The following is a 23,431-nucleotide window of genomic DNA, read 5'->3' on the forward strand; positions in this document are numbered from 1 at the left end:
ATTTGTCTACATTAATTCTCACCTGAGGCGGGCCTGAGCCCGCCGGAAAGGTATCAAATCACCATCAAGCGCCGCTGCGGTACACCTGAATGTCGAGGTCGCGAATCTTCTTCCGCAGCGTGTTGCGGTTGAGGCCGAGCAGATCGGCCGCGCGGATCTGGTTGCCGCGGGTCGCCGCCAGCGCTGCCGTCAGCAGCGGAATCTCGATCTCCTTGAGAATGCGGTGGTACAGCCCCGGCGGCGGCACGCCGTTGGGAAATCCCTGGAAGTGCGACGACAGATAGGCCTCCACGGCGCCACCGAGATTGTCGATCGAGGTCGGCGTGTTCGAGCCGGTCGTGACTGCCGGCGGCGCCAGCTCGCCATCGATCACCGAGGCAGTGATCACGTCCTGCGGATACAGCGCGGCCAAACGCCGGGCGAGATTCTCCAGCTCGCGGACGTTGCCCGGCCAGCGGTGCTGCTTGAGCCGCTCCAGCGCCGCAGCATCGAGCTTCTTCGGCGGCAGCCCGTCCTTCTCGGCCAGCGCGAAGAAGTGGCGGACGAGGTCCGGCAGGTCCTCGATGCGCTCGCGCAGCGGCGGCAGCCGCAGCGGCACGACGTTGAGGCGGAAGAACAGATCCTCGCGGAACAGCCCCTGCTGGATCAGGATGCGCAGGTCCTTGTTGGAGGCGGCGACGATGCGCACGTCGGTCTTGATCGGGGTGCGGCCGCCGACGGTGGTGTACTCGCCCTGCTGCAGCACGCGTAAGAGCCGCGTCTGCGCCTCCATCGGCATGTCGCCGATCTCGTCCAGGAACAGCGTGCCGCCCTCGGCCTGCTCGAAACGGCCGGAGGCGCGGGTGTTAGCGCCAGTGAAGGCGCCGCGCTCATGGCCGAACAGTTCCGACTCGATCAGGTCGCGTGGGATCGCCGCCATGTTGACCGCGACGAACGGGCCGTTCCGCCGTTTGCCGTAATCGTGCAGCGCGCGCGCCACCAGCTCCTTGCCGGTGCCGCTCTCGCCGGAGATCATCACCGTGAGGTCGGTCTGCATCAGTCGCGCCAGCACGCGGTAGATGTCCTGCATCGCCGGCGAGCGGCCGACCAGAGGGATCGATTCGAACTCGCCGTCGTCGGGCTGGCTCGCCGCACGCTCCTTCGGCTCGGCCAAGGCACGGCCGACGATCGCAATCAGCTCCTTCAGGTCGAACGGCTTCGGCAGATACTCATAGGCGCCGCGCTCCGACGCCTTGATGGCGGTCATGAAGGTGTTCTGCGCGCTCATCACGATGACCGGCAGGTTGGGCCGCATCTTCTTGATCCGCGGCAGCAGGTCGAACGCGTTCTCGTCCGGCATCACCACGTCGGTGATGACGAGATCGCCCTCGCCCTGGCTCACCCAGCGCCACAGCGTCGCGGCATTGCCGGTCAGCCGCACCTCATAGCCGGCGCGTGACAGCGCCTGGTTCAGGACCGTGCGGATGGCCGTATCGTCGTCGGCAACGAGAATGCTACCTGCAGGCATAGGTGGTCCTCAATTTGATCCCTGTGAGGCATGCAACGGCGTCCCCGAAACGTCATCGCGATGGCCGTGGTCTGGTTGTCTGGTTGCGCTGTACATCGGCATCAGCACCCGGAAGGTCGTCTTGCGCGGCTGCGACTCGCACTCGATGATCCCGCCATGGTCGCCGACGATCTTCGCGACCAATGCAAGTCCGAGGCCGCTTCCGGTCGGCTTGGTGGTCACGAACGGATCGAACAGATTGGGCATCAGGTCTTCCGGCACGCCGGGGCCGTTGTCCCTGACGCAGAACTCCAGCGGCAGCGACACCCGCGATTTCTTGCCGGGCACCGACAGACGCACGCCCGGGCGGAAGGCCGTGGTGAGCTGGATCTCGGCATCCGAGCCGAGATCGACGACCGCTTCCGCGGCATTCTTGACCAGGTTCAGGAACACCTGGATCAGTTGATCCTGGTTGGCGAGCACCGGCGGCAGCGACGGATCGTAATCCTCGACGAAGCGGATGTTGCGGGCAAAGCCCGACTGCGCCAGCCGCTTCACGTGATCGAGCACGGAATGGATGTTCACGGGCCCGCGCGCCACCGGGCGGTCGTCGCCGAACACCTCCATGCGGTCGACCAAAGTGACGATGCGGTCGGCCTCGTCGCAGATCAGGCGGGTCAGCATGCGGTCCTCGGAGGAGGCCTGCTGCTCCAAAAGCTGCGCGGCGCCGCGGATGCCCGACAGCGGGTTCTTGATCTCGTGCGCCAGCATCGCGGCCAGCGCGATCACCGAGCGCGCGGCGCTGCGATGGGTGAGCTGGCGGTCCATCTTGTCGGCGATGGTGCGCTCCTGCAGCATCACCACGATATGGCCGGGCCGCTCCGGCAGCGGCGCGACGTGCAGGTCGACGAGCCGATCGGCGCCGGTGCGCGGCGTGCCCAGATCGACCTTGTACTCGTTGACCGGCGCGCTGGTGGTACGGACCTGGTCGATCAGCGCCAGCAAGGGGCTGCCGAACGGCACCAGCTTCTTCAGCGACTGCCGCTGCAAAAACTGCGTCGAGGAATCGAAGAACGATTCCGCCGCCATGTTGGCGTCCATGATCATGCCGTCCGGGCCGATGACGAGGACCGGATTCGGCAAAGCGTTGAGGATGGCGTCGCCATCCGACGGAAGTCGCTTGCGCTGTTCTGCGGCTGAGCTCATGCGGCTGCACTCCAGGCAAAATCGTCGAAAGCCTCACGCAGCGCCCGATGCACCAAGGACGGCTGCTCGGACGTCAGGATACGGTCGCGCCACGCCTTCAGTTTTTCGGCCGGCGCCTGGGCGTGCTGGGCGGCGACGTCGAGCCCCCAGCTGAGATGCTTGCGGGCGTGGCGCAGGCCGACACGCGCGCCATAGTGACGGCAGATCTCGTCATAGAGCGCTGCGAGAAGACTGAGCTGCTGAGCCAGTTCGGGCGCGCCCTCTTCCGCACCGCCGTCGAGCCGGCGGCCGATCTGGCCGGGAAGCCACGGCTGTCCTTGCGCGCCGCGCCCGATCATCACGGCATCGGCGCCGGACGTATCGAGCGCCTCGCGCGCGTCTTCGTAGGTGGTGATGTCTCCGTTGACGACGACCGGCAGATCGACGGCGTCCTTCACCGCGCGCACCGCGCTCCAGTCGGCCTCGCCCTTGTAGAACTGCTGCCGCGTGCGGCCGTGCACGGTGATCAACTGCACGCCCGCGGCTTCGGCGCGGCGCGCCAGCTCCGGTGCATTGAGGCTGCCCTCGTCCCAGCCGAGCCGCATCTTCAAGGTCACGGGCACGTCGACCGCCTCGACCGTCGCCTCGATCAAGGTCAGCGCGTGATCGAGATCGCGCATCAGGGCCGAGCCGGACTGGCCGCCGGTGACGTGGCGCGCCGGGCAGCCCATGTTGATGTCGATGATATCAGCGCCGCCCTCCTCGGCGACCCTCGCGCCCTCGGCCATCCAATGCGCCTCGCAGCCGGCGAGCTGCACCACATGCGGCCCGACGCCGCTCGCCTCGCAGCGCAACCGGGATATCCACCGCCCGTGCACGAGATCGTCGCTCGCGGTCATCTCGGACACCACCAGCCCGGCGCCGAGCTCGGCCGCGAGTCGGCGGAACGGCGCGTCGGTGATGCCCGACATCGGCGCGAGAATGGCCCGGTTGGCGAGTGAAACGTCGCCTATCTTCAAGGCTTTGGCGTGTGTATTGGCCGGACCGGTCACGAACGACTCTTAAAGCTCTTCGGACGCATCATCGCGTCTGCGCTGTACTCTCAAGCACAAATCTTGGGCAGTCAAGCGTCATGCCTACACTTTAGCCAAGACAATCAGCATTTCAAGTGCAGTGCAGCAAAATATGCTTGTTCGGCAGTCATGGTAAACCCGTGAGCCGCCGGATTTTTGCATGGCTCACCGAGGATGCCCACAGGCGGCAGGGCAATCGGCCCGCTCGAGGCCACGGCGCATCCCGGCACATGCAGCGCGATCGCAGTTGCCGCTCAGGCAACGTGTGATCCTGCTCGCTTAACATGTTCTGCAGATGTAAGAAGCCGCGAACCCATCATCTCCCTTTGCATCGATACCCTGTTCCCATGACGACTTCTCAGCGGACTGCAGCCATTCTCGTCGCGGCCGGACGTGGCCTGCGCGCCGGCGCCGGCGGTCCGAAGCAATACCGCATGATCGGCGGCCGCACGGTCATCCATCGCGCGCTCGCCGCCTTCGCCGATCACCCCGAGGTGGCGGTGGTCCAGCCGGTGGTGAACCCCGACGACATCGACATCTTCAACGCAGCCGTCTTCGGCCTGCGCCACGAGGTCCCGGCGCATGGCGGTGCGACGCGCCAGGCCTCGGTGCTCGCAGGCCTGGAAGCGCTGGCGCCGCACAAGCCCGACATCGTGCTGATCCACGATGCCGCGCGTCCGTTCGTCACGCCCGCCGTGATCTCGCGCGCGATTCGAGCGGCCGGCAAGACTGGTGCGGCGATTCCCGTGGTGCCGGTCACCGACACCATCAAGGAAGTCGGCACGGGCGGCGACATCACCGCGACACCGGAGCGCGCGAAGCTGCGCATCGCCCAGACGCCGCAGACCTTCAAGTTCGACACGATCCTGGAGGCACACCGCCGCGCCGCGCGCGACGGCCTCACCGAGTTCACAGATGATGCGGCGATCGCCGAATGGGCGGGATTGACCGTCGCGACCTTTGAGGGCGATGTTGCCAACATGAAGCTCACCACACCGGAAGATTTCGTGCGCGAGGAAGCGCGCCTTGCCGCGCAGCTCGGCGACATCCGGACCGGCACCGGCTACGACGTCCACGCCTTCGGCGAAGGCGACCATGTCTGGCTGTGCGGCCTGCGTGTGCCGCATAGCAAGGGGTTCCTTGCCCACTCCGACGGTGACGTCGGTCTGCACGCTCTGGTTGATGCAATTTTGGGCGCCCTGGCCGATGGCGACATCGGCTCGCACTTCCCGCCCTCCGACATGAAGTGGAAAGGCGCCGCCTCCGACCAGTTCTTGAAATACGCCATCGAGCGCGTGACCGCGCGCGGCGGCCGGGTCGCCAATCTCGAGGTCACGATGATCTGCGAGCGCCCGAAGATCGGCCCCCTGCGCGACCAGATGCGCGCCCGCATCGCCGAGATCACCGGCGTCGACATCTCGCGCATCGCGGTGAAGGCCACCACCAGCGAGCGGCTCGGCTTCACCGGCCGCGAGGAAGGCATCGCAGCGACCGCGAGCGCGACGATTCGTCTGCCGTGGAGCGCCTAGAGGCGCACCACCACCCTGTCACCGCTCGTGGAGCTTTCGATCTGACGGTCGGATGAGGACAACGCAGCCATGGCCAGCGAACGTCAAATCGGCTCTACCAGCGCGCTGGCCCGCTCGCTGCTCGACCTCTGCCGGTCGCGCAAGCTGATGATCGCGACCGCCGAGTCCTGCACCGGCGGCCTGGTCGCCGCAGCGCTGACCGACATCCCCGGCTCGTCCGACGTCATCGACCGCGGCTTCGTCACCTACTCCAACGAGGCCAAGCGCGCGATGCTCGGCGTCGAGGCCTCCACCTTGCAGACCTTCGGCGCCGTCTCCAAGGAGACCGCGATTCAGATGGCGGTCGGCGCCCTGGAGCGCGCCGACGTCGACCTCGCGGTGGCCATTACCGGCATTGCCGGCCCCGGCGGCGCCACCCCCGGCAAGCCGGTCGGCCTGGTCCATTTCGCCGTCGCCGCCCGCGACGGCCGCATCACCCACCGCGAGCACCGCTTCGGCGCCATCGGCCGCAGCGCCGTGCGCACGCGCTCCGTCATCGAGGCCCTGCGCCTGCTGATGGAGCTGGCCCGGCCACAGGTCCCCGCCAAGCCGAAACGCGCGGCGGCGACGCGACTACGTCCGCGCGTCGCCCGCACGCCGCGGCTGCATCCGGTCAAGCGGCCGAGGCGGCCCCGGACGTAGTTGGAAGTGACGCGCGCGGCTCTCGCCGCATCGTCATCGCGAGCGCAGCGACGCAATCCAGTTTTTGCCAAGGCATCCGTACTAGATTGCATCGACCAAATCGCGCTTGGCAATAATGATTGAGGAGCTCTGCCGAAGTTACTGATCGGAAAACTATCCATGGGTCAACGCAACTACTACCTCTGTCAATTTCTATTTGACGGGCAACGCCCCTACGTCATTTGGGCGTCGAACAATACGGACGAGTTGATACGTCTGTCGAATGGAAAGATCGCTACTTTCCGAGACGAAAGCGGGGCCGCCGAATTCTGTCGCGTAGCTGGCATATCGCTCATGGCAGAGCCAGCCGTGGTCTATGACTTCGATCGTATTGCAGCGTGGTGTACGAATGCTGCGATTCGGGATATTGATCCCGCGGCATTCCTCAATGCCTGGAACATGCTCGATGACGCGCACAGCTTTAAATCAGGTGTGCGTAGCCTTCATGAGCACAGTTTGAGTGAGGCAGGATACGTTTACGACAAGTTGTTCTGGGCCAATAATCTCCCCTCCGTAACGCCGATCGGCACGCACTATGATCCAGCTTGGTCCGAAGAAGACATGAAGCAGATGTCCCACATATTTCGTTTGGGTCTTGCGGAGTTGCGCGCCAGCATCGCCATGTCGTAGCTCGTCGGCGGGGTAGCCGCAGCAAACGCGTAGTCCGTAGGGTTGGCAAAGCGTCCGCCGCAAGGTGGACGCGCGCCCACCAGCGGCAACGGTGCACCGGAATGGTGGGCACGGCGCGCTCATACGGTCGCGGACAAGAGCAAAAGAATTGGGGCGCCTTTGCCCACCCTACACATCTCTCACGCATGCCAGAACGGACGGCGACGCTGGGCTCATCCAATCCGTCCGTCGTTAGCAACCTCGCGTGATACAAGGCTCTCGATCCAATGAGCGAGTCGAAGATAGACAAATTCCATGCGCTGCGGCCATGGGCGTTTCACGAGATTCGCCGGCTGACGGTCGAGCATCTGTATTCTGGACAACCGACTTGCATCGTCGAGCTGGTGCTCCTGACGGATCGATCGCGAACCGAACCGCGGCTGGAATTGCGCTTCATCGGCGCGGTCGAGGTCAGGATCGGACACCTGGACCGCATGGACGGTTTCCGTCTGGACGTCAGGGACATCGGTCATTGGCAGCGGGAGGGAATACGCTTCGAGGTGGTCGATGACGAATCGCAGTTGCTATCTCTGCAATGTGCCGATTTTGAATTCCTCCTGATCGGTTACGCTGAAGGCACGATCAATTGAGCATCGAAAGTGCGCCTCGCAATGATGATAAACGGAGAGTTGCCGCACGATCTCGAAAGCGTGATTTAACAATGTTGTCATGAATCAAGCTTGGGCTGGCGTTGAACCGTCAAGGACATCGCGACGACGGACGCGAAGCGCTCCTGACAGCATGACAAGCTCGCTAGACCATTGCGCACCGCGAACTTGATCGACGCAACCCTCGCGAGAGCGCGCCGAGCTACATGTCAGGAGGAGATCATATTGCTAGACCGCACATTCGCTGCCCTCTCGTTCGTCCTCCTACTCCTGACCTCCTCCGCCCACGCCGCTGGCTTGCAGCTCTTAGAGGTCGATCATGGATTCCACGGCATCATCTGGACGCCTTGCGCCGCAGACGCCGGTAGGGTGCCGGTTGGAAGCCTCGCGATCCCAGGGCTGGAGACACTGCCCGGGGTAAAGAATTGTCCAATCAAGGGCACGAAGCTGCCATTGGTCGTCATGTCCCACGGGCGCGGCGGCTGGATCGGTGGAAACCACGATGTTGCGGAAGCGCTGGCGGACGCGGGATTCATCGTCGCGGCGATCAACCATCCCGGCGACAGTGTCGGCGACCTGGCGCTGCGCGACAGCCTGTCGGTCTGGCTCTCACGGCCGCAGGACATGATGCATCTGATCGATTTCATGTTGAACGATTGGACAAGCAGAGCCGCGATTGATCCGGACCGTATCGGCTTCTTCGGCTTTTCGCGCGGTGGCTACACCGGAACCGTTCTCGCCGGCGTCGACCCGGACTTTCAAAGGGTGGCGCACTACTGCACGCAACAGAACCCGTTCTGCGAGCAGGTCCGCAATGGCGAGTTTCCCAGAAGCTGGCCGCACGACGAGAGGATCAAGGCGGCCGTGCTGGCCGACGCCGCCCACACGGTCGGATTCACGCGAGCAAATCTCGCGAGCATCAAGATTCCCCTCCAGGTCTGGCGCTCGGAGCTCGGCGGCAACGGGGTCGATCCGGAAGGGACCGCCCGCGTAACCGCGAGCCTTCCCGGCACGCCCGAGGTCCACACCGTGCCCGCCGCGCATTTTGCTTTCCTCGCGCCGTGCTCCGCGGAGCTCGCGGCCGCCGTCCCGCGCATCTGTGCTGATACGCCTGCGGATTTCGACCGCGCGGCGTTTCACCGAGAGTTTGACGCCCAGGTCGTCAGGTTCTTCTCCGAGAAGCTGGGCAAGTAGGATCCGTGGCAGAACCTGCGTTCCGCCGCGTCGCTCTCATGCGCGCCAGAACGGGCGCCGGCACAGCCGCCGCGCCTCGTCGCGTGTCAGGCCGTAGTCCTGCAGCACCTCGTCGGCGATCCACGGCAACTCCCGGGCGAAGCGACCGCGCTCGCGCCAGCGCTTCCACCAGAGCCGCAGCAATGACACTGGCTGCAGCTCGGCGCAGCTTTGATCAGGCGCCGGTCGCGCCAAGTAGTAGATCTCGGCGCCGGGCTTGGGCGAGATGGGATGGCTCGCCGAGGGACCACGGCGCCGCTCGTCGAGTTCCTGGAAACGCAGCACATGATGGAGCGGAGTTCGCTCCTCGATGGCGCTGCCCCTCGGATCGTCGGTCGTGCTCGGCATGGCGGGCTCCCCTTCAAATGAAGAACCTGCCGGCAACAAAAAAAGCCGCCAGGTTCTGGCGGCTGATCGGATCATTTGCTGCAAATCGTCAGATTGAGCGCGATCCTCCCGCCGCCAGCGAGCTACGGTGCGTGATGCGACCAAAACGATGGGAAGCGACGGTGATCATGGCCGGCTCTATAGCTGATCGCCCTGAGGTTGTCATCATCGAATCCGGTGCGAGGCGGGCAAGCGCCTTGCCCGATCTGGTCAGGAGGGAAAAGCACCGACGGTCCGCGCAAGTTGCCGCGCCAACGGTCCGGGCAGAGCCTCATCGAAAATCCGGCTCAGCGTGCGGTAATACCAGATCGTCCCATCCCTTCCACCGGTGAAGCGTTGCCACACGACGTCGCCCACCTCATCAAGGTCGCTCGCGATCGCTTCCGCGTTGTCAACCTTGTCAGCGAGCGAGACCAGCAGCGATGACGCCGGCTTGAGCGGCAGCCGGGCGAGATAGGCTTCCTTCCGCGGGCGCCAGGCCGGCCTCGGATCGCCCCAGGAATCCGTGCAGTCCGCGACGATCCCGGCGACGCGATCGCCAAAACGCCGGCGGATCTCATCCAGCGTGGCCTGCCCGCCCTGGTCCTCGGCGGCGTCATGCAACAGTCCCGCGATAGCCTGCACCTCGCTGCCGCCCGCCGACAGCACGCGGCTGGAGACGCTCAGCAGATGCGCGATGTAGGGCACGTTGCTGCCCTTTCTCAATTGGGTCCGGTGCAGCCTTGTCGCATAGACGAGCACTTCGTCGTAGAGATGGGAGAGTAACATTGCTTGCTTTCTTCTCTGGCTGACGCAGGGTCAGACCGATGGTTCGTCATTGGGGATTGTCGGCATTGTTCCAATCATTGGGCACCACGTCGAGCATCATCCTAGCCGACCCGTCGGGCGAATCAGCTGGCGTGCGGAATAGCGGAGAGCCCGCCTCCGGTGCCTTGCTGCGATCGAAGCGCATCGCGAGGGCGTGCGCCAAGACACTGATTTCCTCAATCCGTTCAATGTCCGACTCACTGTCCAGTCCTGCCGACGAAAATATTCTCGTTTCTATTTTCCAGAATTCATGCTTCCCTCTCGTCATCCCGCCTCGACACGAGGGGCGTATCGCGATCGTCACGACACGCGAGGTGGGGAGGCGATGGCCGCCGATGGGCCGCAGCACGTCTGATGACGTGCGGACGAACGGCTCTTGGCGGACGTGAAGTCGCAGCGTCCTGGCACCCCGATGCTGGTGTCACGCCGGTGGAGATGATGATCCGCCGGTCACGGGGGCAAGACAGCCCGGTCCCCGGGGAGACTGCGTATAAACGTGAAGACCATCGCGCAGGGAATGCCGGATGTCGGCTGGACCTGTGGTGACTGCCGCCTGCTTTTTGTTGCAGGCGGGCCATGGGTTGCGGCCAGCACCCGGCATTCCCTGCGCCCTCGTGATTTCAGAGGGTCGATCGAGATGCACAGCCCGGGCGTGATTGCGCCGCGGAGGATGCGGCTGCGTGCCCGCTGGATGCCGTCCCTCACCGTCCGGACCGCGATCGCCGACCATTATCGCTCGCCCCTCCACGGCCTAAAGGTTTTGGTTAATTTTGTCCTGCTACGTCTCGCGCATTCTTCTCTGACAGTGGATTCGGGACCCCATGGCTTTCTTCTCCGGCAAGTCGGCTGATCGCACGCATAACCTCCTGATGACGGAGCTGTTCGAACGCCATCGCGACGCCATCCTGGTGATGTCCGACGGCAAGATCATCGCCTGCAACGAGACCGCGGTTCGCTTCGGCGGCTTCCGCAGCAAGCAGGACTTGCTGTCGCGTTCGCCGGCGACCATGGCGCCGGAGTTTCAGCCCAGTGGCAAGCGCTCCGCCGACGTGGTGAAGGAGATGGATGCCAAGGCCAGGCGCGAGGGCCACGCGACGTTCGAGTGGACCACCAAGCGCGCCGACGGCAGCCCGGCCCTGGTGCAGATCACGCTGGTGCCGACCCAGGTCGAGGGCCAGACCTACGTCATGAGCTTCCGCCGCGATCTTTCCGACCTCGTCGCCGCACGCGAGGAGAAGAAGCGCGCGCTGGACCAGATCGCCAAGGATTTCGAGACCAGCGTCGGCGCCATCGCCAATGCGATCTCTGGCGCCTCGCGCGAAGTCGAGACGACGGCCGCGTCGCTGACGACCACGGCGGACCAGGCCGCGCAGCGCGTGGCGCTGGTCGCCTCCGCCTCGAACTCCGCATCGTCCAACGTGCAGTCGGTGGCCGGCGCCACCGAGGAGCTCTCGACCTCGGTCAGCGAGATCAACCGCCAGGTCGCGACCTCCTCAACCATCGCAGCCGAAGCGGTCGAGGCGTCCTCGCGCACCAACGATCTCGTCAACAGCCTCGCGGACGCCGCAGCCAAGATCGGCGCGGTCACCGACATGATCAATGCGATCGCGAGCCAGACCAACCTGCTGGCGCTGAACGCGACCATCGAGGCGGCGCGCGCCGGCGATGCCGGCCGCGGCTTCGCCGTGGTCGCCTCGGAGGTGAAGAGCCTGTCGAGCCAGACCGCAAAGGCGACTGACGAGATATCAGCCCACATCAGCGCGATGCAGCGCGCCACCAGCGACACGGTGGCCGCGATCCAGGGCATCGGCGGCACCATCGGCCAGATCAGCGAGATCGCCAAGACCATTGCGACCGCGGTCGACCAGCAGGGCCACGCGACGCAGGAGATCGCCCGCTCGGTCAGCCAGGCCGCCAGCGGCACCCGCGAGGTCGCCACCAACATCGGCTCGGTCAGCCAGACCGTGGAATCAGCTGGCGGCGCCGCGCGGCAGATGCTGGGCGCGGCCGGCCAGCTCGCCAAGCACGCGGACGAGCTGCGCGGCAAGGTGAAGGACTTTTTGAGCGCCGTGCAGGCGGCGTAGTTTCGATCGCCGGCGCGACGTGTCCGCGATCAGAACGACTCCGCGACGATGTCGCGGAGCAGCTGTTTGAAGACGTGGATAGGAAGGAAAGCGCTCGGGCTTCGCACTCGGAACGCGCGGGGTGAGATGACGAGGAGCGTCCTCACGCTGTCGTCCCGGGCAAGCCAGAGCGTCGCGGAGGCGCCGACCCGGGACCCATACTCCGCGGCGGCTATGGTGAGACGAGACTGGAACTTCGCGGGTGCAGCCACACCGCATCCTGTGGCCATGGATCCCCGCCTTCGCGGGGATGACAGCTGAGGTTGGGGCGCCGGCCGTGGTCTACCATCGGCAGGGATTGGCAAGGACTTACGTCGACGACACCGCCGGCTTGCGGCCGTAGATCGCATCCGCGCGCTTTTCGAACGCCGCCGACATGCGCGCGAAGATGGTGTCGAACATCGAGCCCATCAGCATCGCCAGCATGCGGCTCTTGAACTCGTAGGCGATGAAGAACGTCACCTCGCAGGCGCCCTGCTCGCGCGGCTCAAAGCTCCAGCGGTTCTCCAGGCTGGAGAACGGCCCGCTGACATATTCGACCAGGATGTTGCGCTTGGCCCGATCCAGCGTAACCCGGCTGGTGAAGGTCTCCTTCACCAGCTTGAACGACACCGTCATGTCGGCGACGACGACCTCGGTGCCATCGGGCTTCTGGCTACGCTGGCGCACCACCAGCTTCTCGCACAGCGGCACGAATTCGGGATAGCGCTCGACATCGGCGACGAGGTCGAACATCTGCTCGGCCGTATGCGCGACGCGGCGCTTGTTGGAAAATCTCGGCATCTGGTCTCGATCAGCGCGCGATCGCTTCGCGCGCGGCCTTCAGCTTGGCGAAGTCCTCGCCGGCATGGTGCGAGGAGCGCGTGAGCGGGCTCGCCGACACCATCAGGAAGCCCTTGGTATAGGCGACGGTCTCGTAGCCGGAGAATTCCTCCGGCGTGACGAAGCGCATCACGGCGTGGTGCTTCCTGGTCGGCTGCAGATACTGGCCGATGGTGAGGAAATCGACCTCCGCCGAGCGCAGGTCGTCCATCACCTGCAGCACCTCGTGGCGCTCCTCGCCCAGGCCGACCATGATGCCGGACTTGGTGAAGATGGTCGGATCGATCTCCTTGACCCGCTGCAGCAGCCGGATCGAGTGAAAGTAGCGCGCGCCGGGACGGACCGAGAGGTAGCGCGACGGCACGGTCTCGAGATTGTGGTTGAAGACGTCGGGCTTGGCCGCGACGACCTGCTCCAGCGCGCCGTCCTTGCGCAGGAAGTCCGGGGTCAGCACCTCGATCGTGGTGGTCGGACATTTCGCGCGGATGGCACGGATGGTCGCGGCGATATGGCCGGCTCCGCCGTCGGCGAGATCGTCGCGGTCGACGGAGGTGACGACGACATGGGCCAGGCCGAGCTTGAAGGTCGCTTCCGCGACATGCTCGGGCTCACCGGCGTCGAGCGCGGCGGGAAGGCCGGTCTTGACGTTGCAGAAGGCGCAGGCCCGCGTGCAGGTGTCGCCCATGATCATGAAGGTGGCGTGCTTCTTGTCCCAGCACTCGCCGATGTTCGGGCAGCCGGCCTCCTCGCAGACGGTGACGAGGCCGTTCTCGCGCACGATGTTGCGGGTGTCGGCATAGCCGCGGGTGGTCGGCGCCTTGACCCGGATCCAGGCAGGCTTGGCCGGCGAGATCGAGTCCGGCCGGTTCGCTTTTTCGGGGTGGCGCGGGCGCAGCGGCGTGTTCGAGAGCGTGTCGACGATGGTGACCATGGGATTCGCACAAACCTCTGTTGCGCCCTAGCTATTCCGTGCCGCGGCGCGCCGCAACCGGCTGGCCGACGATACCAGGGCATGGCAGATATGGGCAGCGCGGAACAGCGCTCATCACGGCGGATTTCCTCAAGAATGGCGCAAAAACCGGCAAAAGCCCCCGGGGTTTCACGGCCCCGGCGGCATGGCGCGGCCAAACGGCTGACGCGGGCGTTCTTCGCCCGCGAGGTGCTCGCGGTGGCGCCGGAGCTGATCGGGGCGACCTTTCTGGTCGACGGCGTCGGCGGAACCATCGTCGAGGTCGAGGCCTATCATCACACCGACCCGGCGGCGCATTCGTTCCGCGGCCCGACGCCGCGCAACCAGGTGATGTTTGGTCCGCCCGGCTTCGCCTATGTCTACCGCTCCTACGGCATTCACTGGTGCGTGAACTTCGTCTGCGAGGTGGAGGGCTCGGCGAGCGCGGTCCTGATCCGGGCGATCGAGCCGACGTTCGGGATCGACGAGATGCGGCAGCGGCGCGGGCTGGAGGATGTCAGGACACTGTGCTCGGGGCCGGGCAAGCTGACCGAGGCGATGGGGATCACGATCGCGCATAATGGCCTGGCGCTGGATGCTCTACCGATCGAGCTGTTCGCCCGGCCTGAGGATGTAGAGGTCGTCACCGGCGTCCGCATCGGCATCACCAAGGCCGTCGAGCTGCCCTGGCGGTTCGGACTGAAGGGCTCGCGGTTTTTGAGCAAGCCGTTCGCGCGCTAAGCCCATGGCAGTCATTCCGGGATGGCCCAAGGGACCAGACCCGGAATCTCGAGATTCCGGGTTCGATGCTTCGCATCGCCCCGGAATGGCGAAGGAGAGAGAACTACATCACGCGCCCTGAAGCCGCGACAACGCGTCTTGAAGCTTGGCCTTGCGGGCCAGTGCCGCCTCGCGCTTCTCCTTCTCCTCCTCGACGAGTTCCTCGGGCGCGTTGGCGACGAACTTCTCGTTGCCGAGCTTCTTGTCGACGCGCTCGATGTCGGCCTCGGCCTTGGCGATCTCCTTGCCCAGGCGGGTGCGCTCGGCGGCGAGATCGACCACGCCCTTGAGCGGCAGCGCCGCGACCTCGCCGCGCACGACGAGCTGGGCGGAGCCTTCGGGCGCCGTATCGGCGAAGGAGATGTCGGAGAGACGCGCAAGGCGCTTGATCACCTCGCTCCAGCGCGGCGCGCGCTCCCTCGTCTCGGCGGAGGCTGCGACGAGCGCGAGCGGCATCAGAGTCGCCGGCGGGATGTTCATCTCGGCGCGGACCGAGCGGATCGCGGTAACGAGATCGACCACCCAGCCGATCTCGGCCTCGGCGGCCTCGTCCTTGAAGCTGGCGGCGTCGAACGACACCAGCATCGGCGGCACCAGGGGATCGCCGAAGCTGGCGGCCGACAGCGCGGCGATCTCGGCGACCGTCGGCCGGTCGGTGCGGTGCGGCCAGGGCGACAGGGTCAGCAGACTGTCGCGCTTGGCGGTCGACTCCCACAGCGCCTCGGTGATGAAGGGCATGAAGGGATGCAGGAGCTTGAGGATCTCGTCGCGCGCCCAGGCGACCATGGCACGGGTCTCGGCTTTGGCCGGGCCGTCCTCGCCGAGCAACGTCGGCTTGGAGAGCTCGACATACCAGTCGCAATAGACATCCCAGACGAAGCGGTAGATCGCATTGGCCGCGTCGTTGAAGCGATACGCCTCCAGCGCCTCGGTGACCTCGCGCGTCGCGGCGGCGGCCTCGTGGGCGATCCAGCGGTTCAGCGTCTCCTTCGCAGCGGCCGGATCGAAGCCGTCCGGCACGGTGCAGCCGTTCATCTCGGCGAAGCGGCTCGCGTTCCAGAGCTTGTTGGCGAACTTGCGGTAGCCGTCGACGCGCTGGGTCGACAGCTTGATGTCGCGGCCCTGCGCCGCCATCGCGGCCAGCGTGAAGCGCAGCGCATCGGCGCCGTGCTCGTCGATCAGCGCGAGCGGATCGATGACGTTGCCTTTCGACTTCGACATCTTGGCGCCCTTCTCGTCGCGGACGAGCGCATGGATGTAGACGGTCGAGAACGGCACCTCCTTCATGAAATGGATGCCCATCATCATCATGCGGGCGACCCAGAAGAAGATGATGTCGAAGCCGGTGACCAGCACGTTGGTCGGGTAGTAGCGCTTCACCTCCGGCGTGGCGTCGGGCCAGCCGAGCGTCGAGAACGGCCACAGCGCCGAGGAGAACCAGGTGTCGAGCACGTCCTCGTCACGTGTGATGAAGCCGTCGCGCTTGTTGCGGTCGAGCGCCATCTCGCGGCCCTGCTCCGCCGTGATGACCTCCTGCTCGACGTAGTAGCCGAGTGCGTTGGACACCGCCTCTTCCTCGGTCTCGGCGACGAACACCTTGCCGTCGGGCCCGTACCAGGCCGGGATCTGGTGGCCCCACCACAGCTGGCGCGAGATGCACCACGGCTGGATGTTCTCCATCCAGTCGAAATAGGTCTTCTCCCAGTTGCGTGGCACGAACGTCGTCGCGCCCGACCTGACGGCTGCGATCGCCGGCTGCGCCAGGGTCTTTGCGTCGACGTACCACTGGTCCGTGAGGTACGGCTCGATGACGACACCGGAGCGGTCGCCATGCGGCACCATGTGCGTGTTCGGCTCGACGCGCTCGAGGAAGCCGAAGGACTCCAGCCGCTCCAGGATCTTCTTGCGCGCAGCAAAACGCTCGATGCCGTGGAACTCCCTGGCAAACTCCTCGGAGCCCTCAGGCAAGCCGCGCAGATAGTCCTCGTTGTCGACCAGCGCGATGCAGCCTTCGCGATCGAGAATGCTGATCTGCGGCAGGCCGTGGCGGCGGCCGACCTCGAAGTCGTTGAAGTCGTGCGCCGGCGTGATCTTGACCGCGCCGGTGCCCTTCTCAGGATCGGAATAGGTATCGGCGACGATCGGGATCTCACGCCCGACCAGCGGCAGGATCACGCGCTTGCCGACGAGATGCTGATAGCGTTCGTCGTCCGGATGCACCGCGACCGCGCTGTCGCCGAGCATGGTCTCGGGACGCGTGGTGGCGACCACGATGAAGCTCGTGGGATCCTCGGGGCTGAACGTCGTGCCCTCGATCGGATAGCGCAGGTACCAGAGATTGCCCTTGACCTCGATCTGCTGCACCTCGAGGTCGGAGATCGCGGTCAGGAGCTTCGGGTCCCAGTTGACCAGCCGTTTGTCCTTGTAGATCAGGCCGGCGCGGTGCAGCTCGACGAACACCTTCACGACGGCCTTGGACAGGCCCTCGTCCATGGTGAAGCGCTCGCGGCCCCAGTCGCAGGAGGCGCCTAGGCGCTTGAGCTGGTTGATGATGGTGCCGCCGCTCTCGTCCTTCCACTGCCAGACGCGCGCGAGGAACTTTTCGCGGCCCATCTCGCGGCGGCCGGGCTGCTGGCGCTCCATCAGCTGACGCTCGACCACCATCTGGGTCGCGATGCCCGCATGGTCGGTGCCCGGCTGCCACAGCACGTCGCGGCCGCGCATGCGCTCGAAACGGCACAGGATGTCCTGCAGCGTGTTGTTGAGCGCGTGCCCCATGTGCAGCGAGCCGGTCACGTTCGGCGGCGGGATCACGATGGTGAAGGGATCCGCATTGCGCCGATCGGGGCGACCGGCGGAGAACGCGCGGGCATCCTCCCAGACCAGGGACATGCGACCTTCGAGATCGGTGGGCTGATAATTCTTATCGATCATGGCATTTCCAGCGGCGCGGGGCCGGCTGTCCAATTCGGGATGTCGCGGAACTCGTCCGGGCCTTTTGTGACACGACCTGAAAAAGCTCGCGCAAGCTGTTGGTGCTTGGGCTGTTTTCGGACTGATGTCCGACCGCGGACCGCGCTCCCGGAAGAGCCCTCTCGATCCGTCCGGCAGGGATCAGCTTGACAGGGCTAGAAAGCCGCCGCGGCGCGCCAAGTCAACAGCAGCGGCGAACATTGACGGATAGCGTCTACCGCCTGCCGCGGCTCACTCCAGAACGGAACGGGAGATCGTGCCGTCTTGGCGTCAGCGGCCGCGCGAGACGCGCTCGATCTCCGCCTTGACGATGCGCTCCACCAGGGCCGGAAGATTGTCATCCAGCCACGATTTCAGCATCGGACGCAGCATCTCCTTGACGAGGTCCTCAAGCGTCCGGGCGTTGTTGCTCAGCACCGTATTGGCCAGCGCGTTGAACGCCGATTCGACGGCGTTCACCGTCGATGGGGCCAGGATCGGCTGCTTCGGCGTGACTTGCTCGAACGCGGACTCGAAGCTGGCAGCCTTCTGATTGAGCCGCCCGGCCTCGATGAACTCGATATCGTCCCGCGGATCCACCTTTCGGAAGGATGCCGCGGCGGGGGCTGGCGCTGGAGCGGGAGTCGGTGGGGCCACTGCCATGTCGTCCGTCAACTCGAGTACTTCAGGTTCGGGATCGGGCTCGGGTGCTACCGGCCGAACCTCTGCGACCGGAGTCGTTTCATCCAAACCCGCCAGCAATGCGTCAATGTCGTCCTGGTTGTTGCTCGCGGCGGCCGCAGGCGCTGGCGGCGGCGGTGCGGGCTTGGCGGGAGCCGCAGCGGCGATCTTCGAAGGTGGGATGTCGTTCATCGCCGACTTCGCTGCCGGGGCCGCCGGCTTCTCGGCCTTGACCGGCTCCGGCGCTGCGGCCTTGTCTGCCGCCGGCGGCTTACCCTCGTCGTCGGCAATGATACGCCGGATCGACGCCAGAATCTCCTCCATGGAGGGTTCTTGGACCTTCGCAGGCTGCGTCATTTCCGACTCCAAATCAGCAACGCTGCCGTACGAACCGGCTCAGCGCAAAAGTCCCGGGCGCCGGCCCCAAGTGGCTTGGACTTCTCAACGGACATGCCAACTTGTCTCCGGACAAGGCCTGATCGATGCAAAACAACAGAACGATACTGCCCATGTCGGAGTCTATTCTTGGAAGAACTTCCGACGCAGTCCGAATCGTTCGGCGGCCATTTTGAGGCTATGTCATGGCAACAAATGAATGCAAGCAACGCTGGCCGCGAACCCGGTGGAGCACGGAGGTCGCCCGTCAAGCGTCGCCCATTCGTCACAACCACAGCATGTGCCACAAAAAAATCCCCCGGCCAAGGACCGAGGGATCAGGGTCGATATTAAGAATGTACTAACGACCATCCGGCGTCCGTACACCTGCCCAGTTATCCCGGACCTGCTGGTAGTGCACGCTGGGATCGTAGGTGGTGGTCGGCAGGTTCAGCACCTGCGGTGACAGCCGCCCCACGGTCTGAAGCACCGTATAGGATGCCACCACGCGGTCATGCTGGGCGTTCACCAGCGAATTCCGCGCGTTGACCAGCGCCTGCTGAGCGTTGAGCACGTCGAGGGTGGTGCGCTGCCCGGCCTTGGCCTCTTCGCGGACACCATTGAGGGCGATCTCGGAGGCTGAGACCTGGGCCTGTGCCGACTGCACCTGTGCCTTGCCCGCAAGCAGCTTGCCCCAGGCAGATACTACGTCGGAGCGAGCCTGATCGCGCGTCTGCTCAAGGGTAAGACGCCGTTGAGCCAGCGTCTCCTTCGACTGCCGGATCAATGCATATTCGCCGCCACCCTGAAAGATCGGCACGTTCAGCGTTGCCGTCGCACCGGCATTGAACGTCTTATAGGCCTGAACCGACGTTTCGTACGATTCGGACGCCGAGGCCTGAAGCGTGACGGTCGGCAGCAAAGCACCTTCGTTGATTTTCAGCAGCAGGAATTGAACGTCGATGCCGTACATCGCGGACGTCACGCTCGGGCTTTGGGTCAAAGCCGTCTCGATCGCTTGCTGAAGCGTCGGTGGCAAGTACCGATCAACAGGCGAGCCCGGCATGAGATTGACGGGCTCGCTGCCGATGATGCGTCGGAAATTCGACCGTGTCGCAGTCAGATTCGCTTCGGCCGTGAGCTGCTGCGTGCGGCCTGCCGCCAGCTGCGCCTCGGACTGCGCAACGTCCGTGCGGGTGACTTCGCCGACATTGAAGCGGTCGCGCGTCTGTTTGAGCGTCTGCTCCAGCACCCGTGTATTGCTGCGCTGAACCTCGACGATCGCCGCATCGCGCAGGTAGTCCATGTAGATGGTGGCCGCCGACAACAGCACGTTCTGCTCCAGAACGCGCAGACCTTCCCGCTCACCAGAGACACTTGCTTCAGCCTTCCGGACACCATTGGCCGTCTGCTGACCGTTGTAGAGAGTCTGGTTCACCGTCAAACCGACACTGCGCGGCCGCTGCAGGCCGTTGGCAGCGGGGGCACCGGGAGCAGCCTGCAGATCCGTGTACGACACCCCGCCCGTCGCCGACAGATTTACTTTCGGCCGATACCCCGAGAGCGCCTGGGGGACACCTTCGTCGGTCGCGCGAACAAAGGCGCGCTGGGCATTGAGCTGAGGATTGTTCTGATAGGCGCGCACCAGCGCAGCCTCGATCGTGTCGGCCAGCGCTGGCGCCGGGCCCGCACAAGCCATCACGAGGACCGCAGCCGCCGCTGCAGTGACGAGCTTCACCCCAAACATCCCTGTTCCATTCATTTGTTACCGGCTCGAACGCCAGAGCCGGGCCGTAACCTGTTGAAGAGACTCCCGCGCACCTCGCACCTTATTCCCCATGCATGCGCAACGGAACTACCCAAGCCTGGAACCTGTGCCGAAAACTGTCAACGTGCAGCATCCGGGCCACACTTCTGATTTAAAACAGAATTTCGCCCGCCAGAGGGCGCGAAAACGACGCAGCAAACCCTGCTCGCCACGGGATGGCCCGCCAGTTCAGAGAAGCCGCGAAGAACTTCGTTGGGCGATTTAAAACACGAATTCCGGGAGCTGTTCGAGACCGGGAATGACCGGTGCCGCGGCATCGAACAGGACCCTGCTGCCGATATCACCATGCGATCGCGTAAAGATCATGGCGCGGGCGGGACGTACGGTGGCGAAGACACCGACCAGGCGGCCGCCCTCCTTCAATTGACGGCAAAGACCGTCGACAGGGACCTCGGTGGCCCCATTGAGGAGAATCACGTCGAAGCGGCCGTCCGCCGGATCACCCTGCGCGGCCGGCGCGACCCGAATCGTGACCGGGCAGCCATCGACGGCGGCAAGCAGCTGCTTGGCGCGCCCTTCGACCGCAGAATCGACCTCGGTCGCCGTCACGCTGCCCGCGAGTCGGGCGGTCAGCGCGGCGAGATAGCCCGTCGCACATCCAACCACCAGCACGTTGTCGGTCGGCTTGATCTCGGCAGCCTGCAGCAGCTTTCCGGTCAGCATCGGCTTGATCAGATACCGCTTGGCGGAAGCGGATTCGGAGACGTCGAGATCCAAGTCGAGATAGGCCAGCGCCTGCCGATCTGCGGGAACGTAGGCTTCCCGCGGCACGGTCAACAACGCATCCAGCACGCGGTGATCGGTGACGTCGCTGGTCCGAACCTGACCATCGACCATTTTCTGGCGCGCCGTCGCGAATGAAGACATGAGCAGACCTGCAAGCAAAGTGGATGGACCGCAGACGATCTGCGCAATCTTTTGGTACAAGGTCCCCGAAAAGGCAACATGCGGGTTTGAACGGATCCGCTGGGAAGCCGCGTCTGCGAGGGCGGTCGCCGGCTACTCGATCACCACGGCGAGTCGTCCGAGCAACTGCACGATCTCGTCAATATGTTCGGAATCACCGCGCGTCACCATGTCGGCCAGCCGCGTGAGGCATTCGTCGTCGCTGAGACGCTCGACCTGGTCGGGAATCAACGAGGGCGCGGAGACTGCTTCAGCGAATGGGATGACGGTGTTTGGCATCTACGACACTCCATGACCGCGGGCACTGGCCGGTTCCAGCAAACTATCGGGGCCGGTTTGCTCCCCTCCAAGTGAATTTCCTGTCATCGAACTGTGGGCGACCGCTGCCCAGCAAGCGTTCAAAATCAATCTAACCATCTGAAACTTCGGTATTTTATTCCTGAACCCGCAATCGTCGCAAAGATGCGATTTCGTTCTATGCAAGGCGAAACGGCTTTGTTATACGCAGCCGCATTCGCGAACATTGCTTCGCCTGTTCCTCGGTAGCTCAGCGGTAGAGCATTCGACTGTTAATCGAATGGTCGCTGGTTCGAATCCAGCCCGGGGAGCCATTCTGGCCAAGCCGAATGGTTCTTTATCCTCACATTCCCTCTTTCTTGTGACGCTGGGCACCCGCCGATTCGCGGCGAACGCGCGCCTCCTGACCGTCATCTGGCTGGGCGGCGTGGCTGTCCGCCTTGACGGCGCATGGGGCGTCGGGCAAGCGGGACGGATCTCTTGCAAGTGGCGACCAGCGATGCCGATTTCCGATCATCTGAGAGCCGTCCGCAGCAAGATCGGCCATGATCTGTTGGCGACCACGGCAGTTTCCATCTCCGTGTTCGACGACCAAGGACGCATTCTACTCGGACGCGACGCGGAGACGGGCCTCTGGACGTTGCCTGGCGGCGCCATCGATCCGAATGAGCACCCAGCCGACGCGGCCACCCGCGAATGCTTCGAGGAGACCGGACTGGTGGTCCGGCCAAAACGTCTGCTCGGGGTGTTCGGCGGCCCGGAGTTCCTCATCCGCTATCCCAACGGTGATCTGACCTACTATACGGTCATCGCGTTCGAGGCCGTCATCGAAGGCGGCGCGCTTGCGCCCGACGGCGAGGAGATGGCGAGCCTGCGATTTGTCGATCGCGCGGAATGGGAACAGCTCGCGGTGTCGCCATCGAGCCGAATCATCTCGCGGCAGGCGCTCCAGCACGACCCCGTCCCCTACTTCGCTGCCGCGAGCTGGCGGCCCGAGAGCTGATCCGGACACAAGACGTTGGATCCTGTCGCCGCAAGCCTCATGCTGATGGCCGGTCTGCTTCACGCGACTTGGCATGCCATCGTCAAGACCGGCAGCAGCCTCTCTCTCCTGGCTGGCATGGGGCTGGTGAGCAGCATCCTGATCCTGCCCTTCATGTTTCTCGTTCCCGTTCCGGCCCCCTCGACTTGGCCGCTCATCGTCGCTTCGCTCGTCTTGCACGCAGGCTACAAGGCGAGCCTCGCAACGGCCTACCGCTCGGCCGAGCTTGGACGCTCCTACCCGATCGCGCGCGGCGCCGTTCCGCTGTTCGCAACGCTGTTTGCCTCGCTGGGTCTACAGCAACCGCCACGGAGCGGGCAGTTGATCGGGATTGCCGTCATCGTCCTCGGCATCACCGGCCTGGCGCGCGACCGCATCCACGGTCCCGTCGATCGCCGTGCGTTCTGGGCTGCGATTTGCGCCGCCGCACTGGTCGCGGGCTATTCGGTCGTCGATGCGGCAGGCACCCGGCAGATCGAAGGCTGGGCTTCGTTCACGGTCTGGATGATCGTGCTCGACAGTGTCGCGTTCTTCCTCGTCGCGATGATGCTGCGAGGGCCTGCGCTGGTGTGGGAGATCCGCGACGCCTGGATTCCGGTGCTGATCGCAGGAACCCTGGGGCTGGCGTCATTCGTGGTATTCCTTTGGGCCTTGAGCCGCAATCCGATCGCCAATGTGGTGGCCTTCCGCGAATGCAGCGTCTTGTTTGCGACGCTGATCGGCGTGCTGTTCTTGAAGGAGCATGCGACGCCGCGGCGGCTCTGCTGCGCCGCACTGATCGCAGCCGGGCTGGTCGCCATCGCCTTGCTCAAGCCGGGCTGAGCTTCTCCAAACTGCCGAAGCGATTGGTCCGGAAAGCATGGTTCCATCTTCGTCGCTTCAACATACGCCGGCCCGCGGCCGGGAAGTTCCGTAAAACTCCTCGTTGCAGAATCGTAACAACTAATTCAGTGTTAACCACTTTGTCATTTTCGAGCTT

Annotated in this window: 23 protein-coding genes and 1 tRNA gene; 11 read left to right on the forward strand and 13 right to left on the reverse strand. The window is 64.7% G+C overall.

The genetic code is table 11. The annotated features are described in order from the left end of the window. Window positions 1–64 precede the first annotated feature (64 nt). Genes ntrC through dusB form a run of 3 tightly spaced genes read right to left on the reverse strand, consistent with a single transcriptional unit; the run spans window position 65 to window position 3,642 of the window. Entirely contained in the window at window positions 65–1,507 is a 1,443-nt protein-coding gene (ntrC, locus tag QX124_RS13810) for a nitrogen regulation protein NR(I) (protein ID WP_315711890.1), read from the reverse strand. Between the two features lie 9 nt (window positions 1,508–1,516). Then, window positions 1,517–2,692, reverse strand: a complete 1,176-nt coding sequence (locus tag QX124_RS13815) for a nitrogen regulation protein NR(II) (RefSeq protein WP_315779974.1) — start codon at window positions 2,690–2,692, stop codon at window positions 1,517–1,519. Beyond that, complete coding sequence (gene dusB, locus QX124_RS13820) at window positions 2,689–3,642, reverse strand: tRNA dihydrouridine synthase DusB (RefSeq protein WP_315797538.1); 954 nt, start codon at window positions 3,640–3,642, stop codon at window positions 2,689–2,691. The genes QX124_RS13815 and dusB overlap by 4 nt, the downstream gene beginning before the upstream one ends. A 449-nt stretch (window positions 3,643–4,091) precedes the next feature. Between dusB and QX124_RS13825 the strand changes: the two genes are divergently transcribed. From QX124_RS13825 to QX124_RS13845, 5 genes are all read left to right on the forward strand, one after another. Continuing rightward, a complete protein-coding gene (locus QX124_RS13825; RefSeq protein ID WP_315738014.1) occupies window positions 4,092–5,273 on the forward strand; it encodes a bifunctional 2-C-methyl-D-erythritol 4-phosphate cytidylyltransferase/2-C-methyl-D-erythritol 2,4-cyclodiphosphate synthase in 1,182 nt (393 codons plus the stop codon). 69 nt (window positions 5,274–5,342) lie between these two features. Next, the gene (locus QX124_RS13830) at window positions 5,343–5,954 is read left to right on the forward strand and encodes a CinA family protein (RefSeq protein ID WP_315738015.1); all 612 of its coding nucleotides are present in this window, start codon (window positions 5,343–5,345) and stop codon (window positions 5,952–5,954) included. A gap of 159 nt (window positions 5,955–6,113) precedes the next feature. Beyond that, the gene (locus QX124_RS13835) at window positions 6,114–6,623 is read left to right on the forward strand and encodes a hypothetical protein (protein WP_315738016.1); all 510 of its coding nucleotides are present in this window, start codon (window positions 6,114–6,116) and stop codon (window positions 6,621–6,623) included. A 266-nt stretch (window positions 6,624–6,889) separates the two neighbouring features. Next, the gene (locus QX124_RS13840) at window positions 6,890–7,252 is read left to right on the forward strand and encodes a hypothetical protein (protein WP_315738017.1); all 363 of its coding nucleotides are present in this window, start codon (window positions 6,890–6,892) and stop codon (window positions 7,250–7,252) included. A 480-nt stretch (window positions 7,253–7,732) separates the two neighbouring features. Continuing rightward, complete coding sequence (locus QX124_RS13845) at window positions 7,733–8,464, forward strand: alpha/beta hydrolase family protein (RefSeq protein WP_409997700.1); 732 nt, start codon at window positions 7,733–7,735, stop codon at window positions 8,462–8,464. 36 nt (window positions 8,465–8,500) lie between these two features. Here the strand turns inward: QX124_RS13845 and QX124_RS13850 are convergent, their stop codons facing one another. From QX124_RS13850 to QX124_RS13860, 3 genes are all read right to left on the reverse strand, one after another. Beyond that, complete coding sequence (locus tag QX124_RS13850) at window positions 8,501–8,851, reverse strand: DUF1127 domain-containing protein (protein ID WP_315738019.1); 351 nt, start codon at window positions 8,849–8,851, stop codon at window positions 8,501–8,503. A gap of 249 nt (window positions 8,852–9,100) precedes the next feature. Continuing rightward, window positions 9,101–9,658 carry an HD domain-containing protein gene (locus tag QX124_RS13855; RefSeq protein ID WP_315738020.1) on the reverse strand — a complete coding sequence of 186 codons (558 nt, stop codon included), beginning with the start codon at window positions 9,656–9,658 and terminating at the stop codon, window positions 9,101–9,103. A gap of 46 nt (window positions 9,659–9,704) precedes the next feature. Continuing rightward, window positions 9,705–9,965 carry a hypothetical protein gene (locus tag QX124_RS13860; RefSeq protein ID WP_315738021.1) on the reverse strand — a complete coding sequence of 87 codons (261 nt, stop codon included), beginning with the start codon at window positions 9,963–9,965 and terminating at the stop codon, window positions 9,705–9,707. 228 nt (window positions 9,966–10,193) lie between these two features. Between QX124_RS13860 and QX124_RS13865 the strand changes: the two genes are divergently transcribed. Both QX124_RS13865 and QX124_RS13870 read left to right on the forward strand, forming a co-directional pair. After that, window positions 10,194–10,547, forward strand: coding sequence for a hypothetical protein (locus tag QX124_RS13865; RefSeq protein ID WP_315738022.1), 354 nt, complete (start codon window positions 10,194–10,196; stop codon window positions 10,545–10,547). Beyond that, window positions 10,519–11,781 carry a methyl-accepting chemotaxis protein gene (locus tag QX124_RS13870; RefSeq protein WP_315738023.1) on the forward strand — a complete coding sequence of 421 codons (1,263 nt, stop codon included), beginning with the start codon at window positions 10,519–10,521 and terminating at the stop codon, window positions 11,779–11,781. The genes QX124_RS13865 and QX124_RS13870 overlap by 29 nt, the downstream gene beginning before the upstream one ends. A 348-nt stretch (window positions 11,782–12,129) precedes the next feature. On the opposite strand, the gene QX124_RS13875 is transcribed toward QX124_RS13870, so the two are convergent. Continuing rightward, window positions 12,130–12,603 carry a type II toxin-antitoxin system RatA family toxin gene (locus QX124_RS13875; RefSeq protein ID WP_315738024.1) on the reverse strand — a complete coding sequence of 158 codons (474 nt, stop codon included), beginning with the start codon at window positions 12,601–12,603 and terminating at the stop codon, window positions 12,130–12,132. Window positions 12,604–12,613: 10 nt separating this feature from the next. After that, complete coding sequence (gene lipA / locus QX124_RS13880; protein WP_315738025.1) at window positions 12,614–13,573, reverse strand: lipoyl synthase; 960 nt, start codon at window positions 13,571–13,573, stop codon at window positions 12,614–12,616. Window positions 13,574–13,708: 135 nt separating this feature from the next. Here lipA and QX124_RS13885 point away from each other — a divergent pair, with 135 nt between their 5' ends. Then, complete coding sequence (locus QX124_RS13885) at window positions 13,709–14,332, forward strand: DNA-3-methyladenine glycosylase (protein WP_315779987.1); 624 nt, start codon at window positions 13,709–13,711, stop codon at window positions 14,330–14,332. Window positions 14,333–14,440: 108 nt separating this feature from the next. Here the strand turns inward: QX124_RS13885 and QX124_RS13890 are convergent, their stop codons facing one another. From QX124_RS13890 to QX124_RS13910, 5 genes are all read right to left on the reverse strand, one after another. Further along, the gene (locus QX124_RS13890) at window positions 14,441–17,305 is read right to left on the reverse strand and encodes a valine--tRNA ligase (protein ID WP_315797439.1); all 2,865 of its coding nucleotides are present in this window, start codon (window positions 17,303–17,305) and stop codon (window positions 14,441–14,443) included. 309 nt (window positions 17,306–17,614) lie between these two features. Beyond that, window positions 17,615–18,361 carry a DUF2497 domain-containing protein gene (locus QX124_RS13895; RefSeq protein ID WP_315797440.1) on the reverse strand — a complete coding sequence of 249 codons (747 nt, stop codon included), beginning with the start codon at window positions 18,359–18,361 and terminating at the stop codon, window positions 17,615–17,617. Between the two features lie 379 nt (window positions 18,362–18,740). After that, window positions 18,741–20,126, reverse strand: coding sequence for a TolC family outer membrane protein (locus tag QX124_RS13900; RefSeq protein WP_315797441.1), 1,386 nt, complete (start codon window positions 20,124–20,126; stop codon window positions 18,741–18,743). Window positions 20,127–20,408: 282 nt separating this feature from the next. Continuing rightward, complete coding sequence (locus QX124_RS13905; RefSeq protein ID WP_315738030.1) at window positions 20,409–21,074, reverse strand: protein-L-isoaspartate O-methyltransferase; 666 nt, start codon at window positions 21,072–21,074, stop codon at window positions 20,409–20,411. A gap of 132 nt (window positions 21,075–21,206) precedes the next feature. Beyond that, window positions 21,207–21,392, reverse strand: coding sequence for a hypothetical protein (locus QX124_RS13910; RefSeq protein WP_315774806.1), 186 nt, complete (start codon window positions 21,390–21,392; stop codon window positions 21,207–21,209). A 257-nt stretch (window positions 21,393–21,649) separates the two neighbouring features. Between QX124_RS13910 and QX124_RS13915 the strand changes: the two genes are divergently transcribed. The 3 genes from QX124_RS13915 (at window position 21,650) to QX124_RS13925 (ending at window position 23,274) form a co-directional block, all read left to right on the forward strand. Next, window positions 21,650–21,724: transfer RNA gene (locus QX124_RS13915), tRNA-Asn, on the forward strand. Then, on the forward strand, window positions 21,691–22,413 hold the full coding sequence (locus QX124_RS13920; RefSeq protein WP_315738032.1) for an NUDIX domain-containing protein: 723 nt from the start codon (window positions 21,691–21,693) through the stop codon (window positions 22,411–22,413). The genes QX124_RS13915 and QX124_RS13920 overlap by 34 nt, the downstream gene beginning before the upstream one ends. Before the next feature lie 15 nt (window positions 22,414–22,428). Next, a complete protein-coding gene (locus QX124_RS13925; RefSeq protein WP_315797442.1) occupies window positions 22,429–23,274 on the forward strand; it encodes an EamA family transporter in 846 nt (281 codons plus the stop codon). Window positions 23,275–23,431: the final 157 nt, after the last annotated feature.

It is taken from the genome of Bradyrhizobium sp. SZCCHNRI3043, from assembly GCF_032377735.1.
Taxonomy (GTDB): Bacteria; Pseudomonadota; Alphaproteobacteria; order Rhizobiales; family Xanthobacteraceae; genus Bradyrhizobium.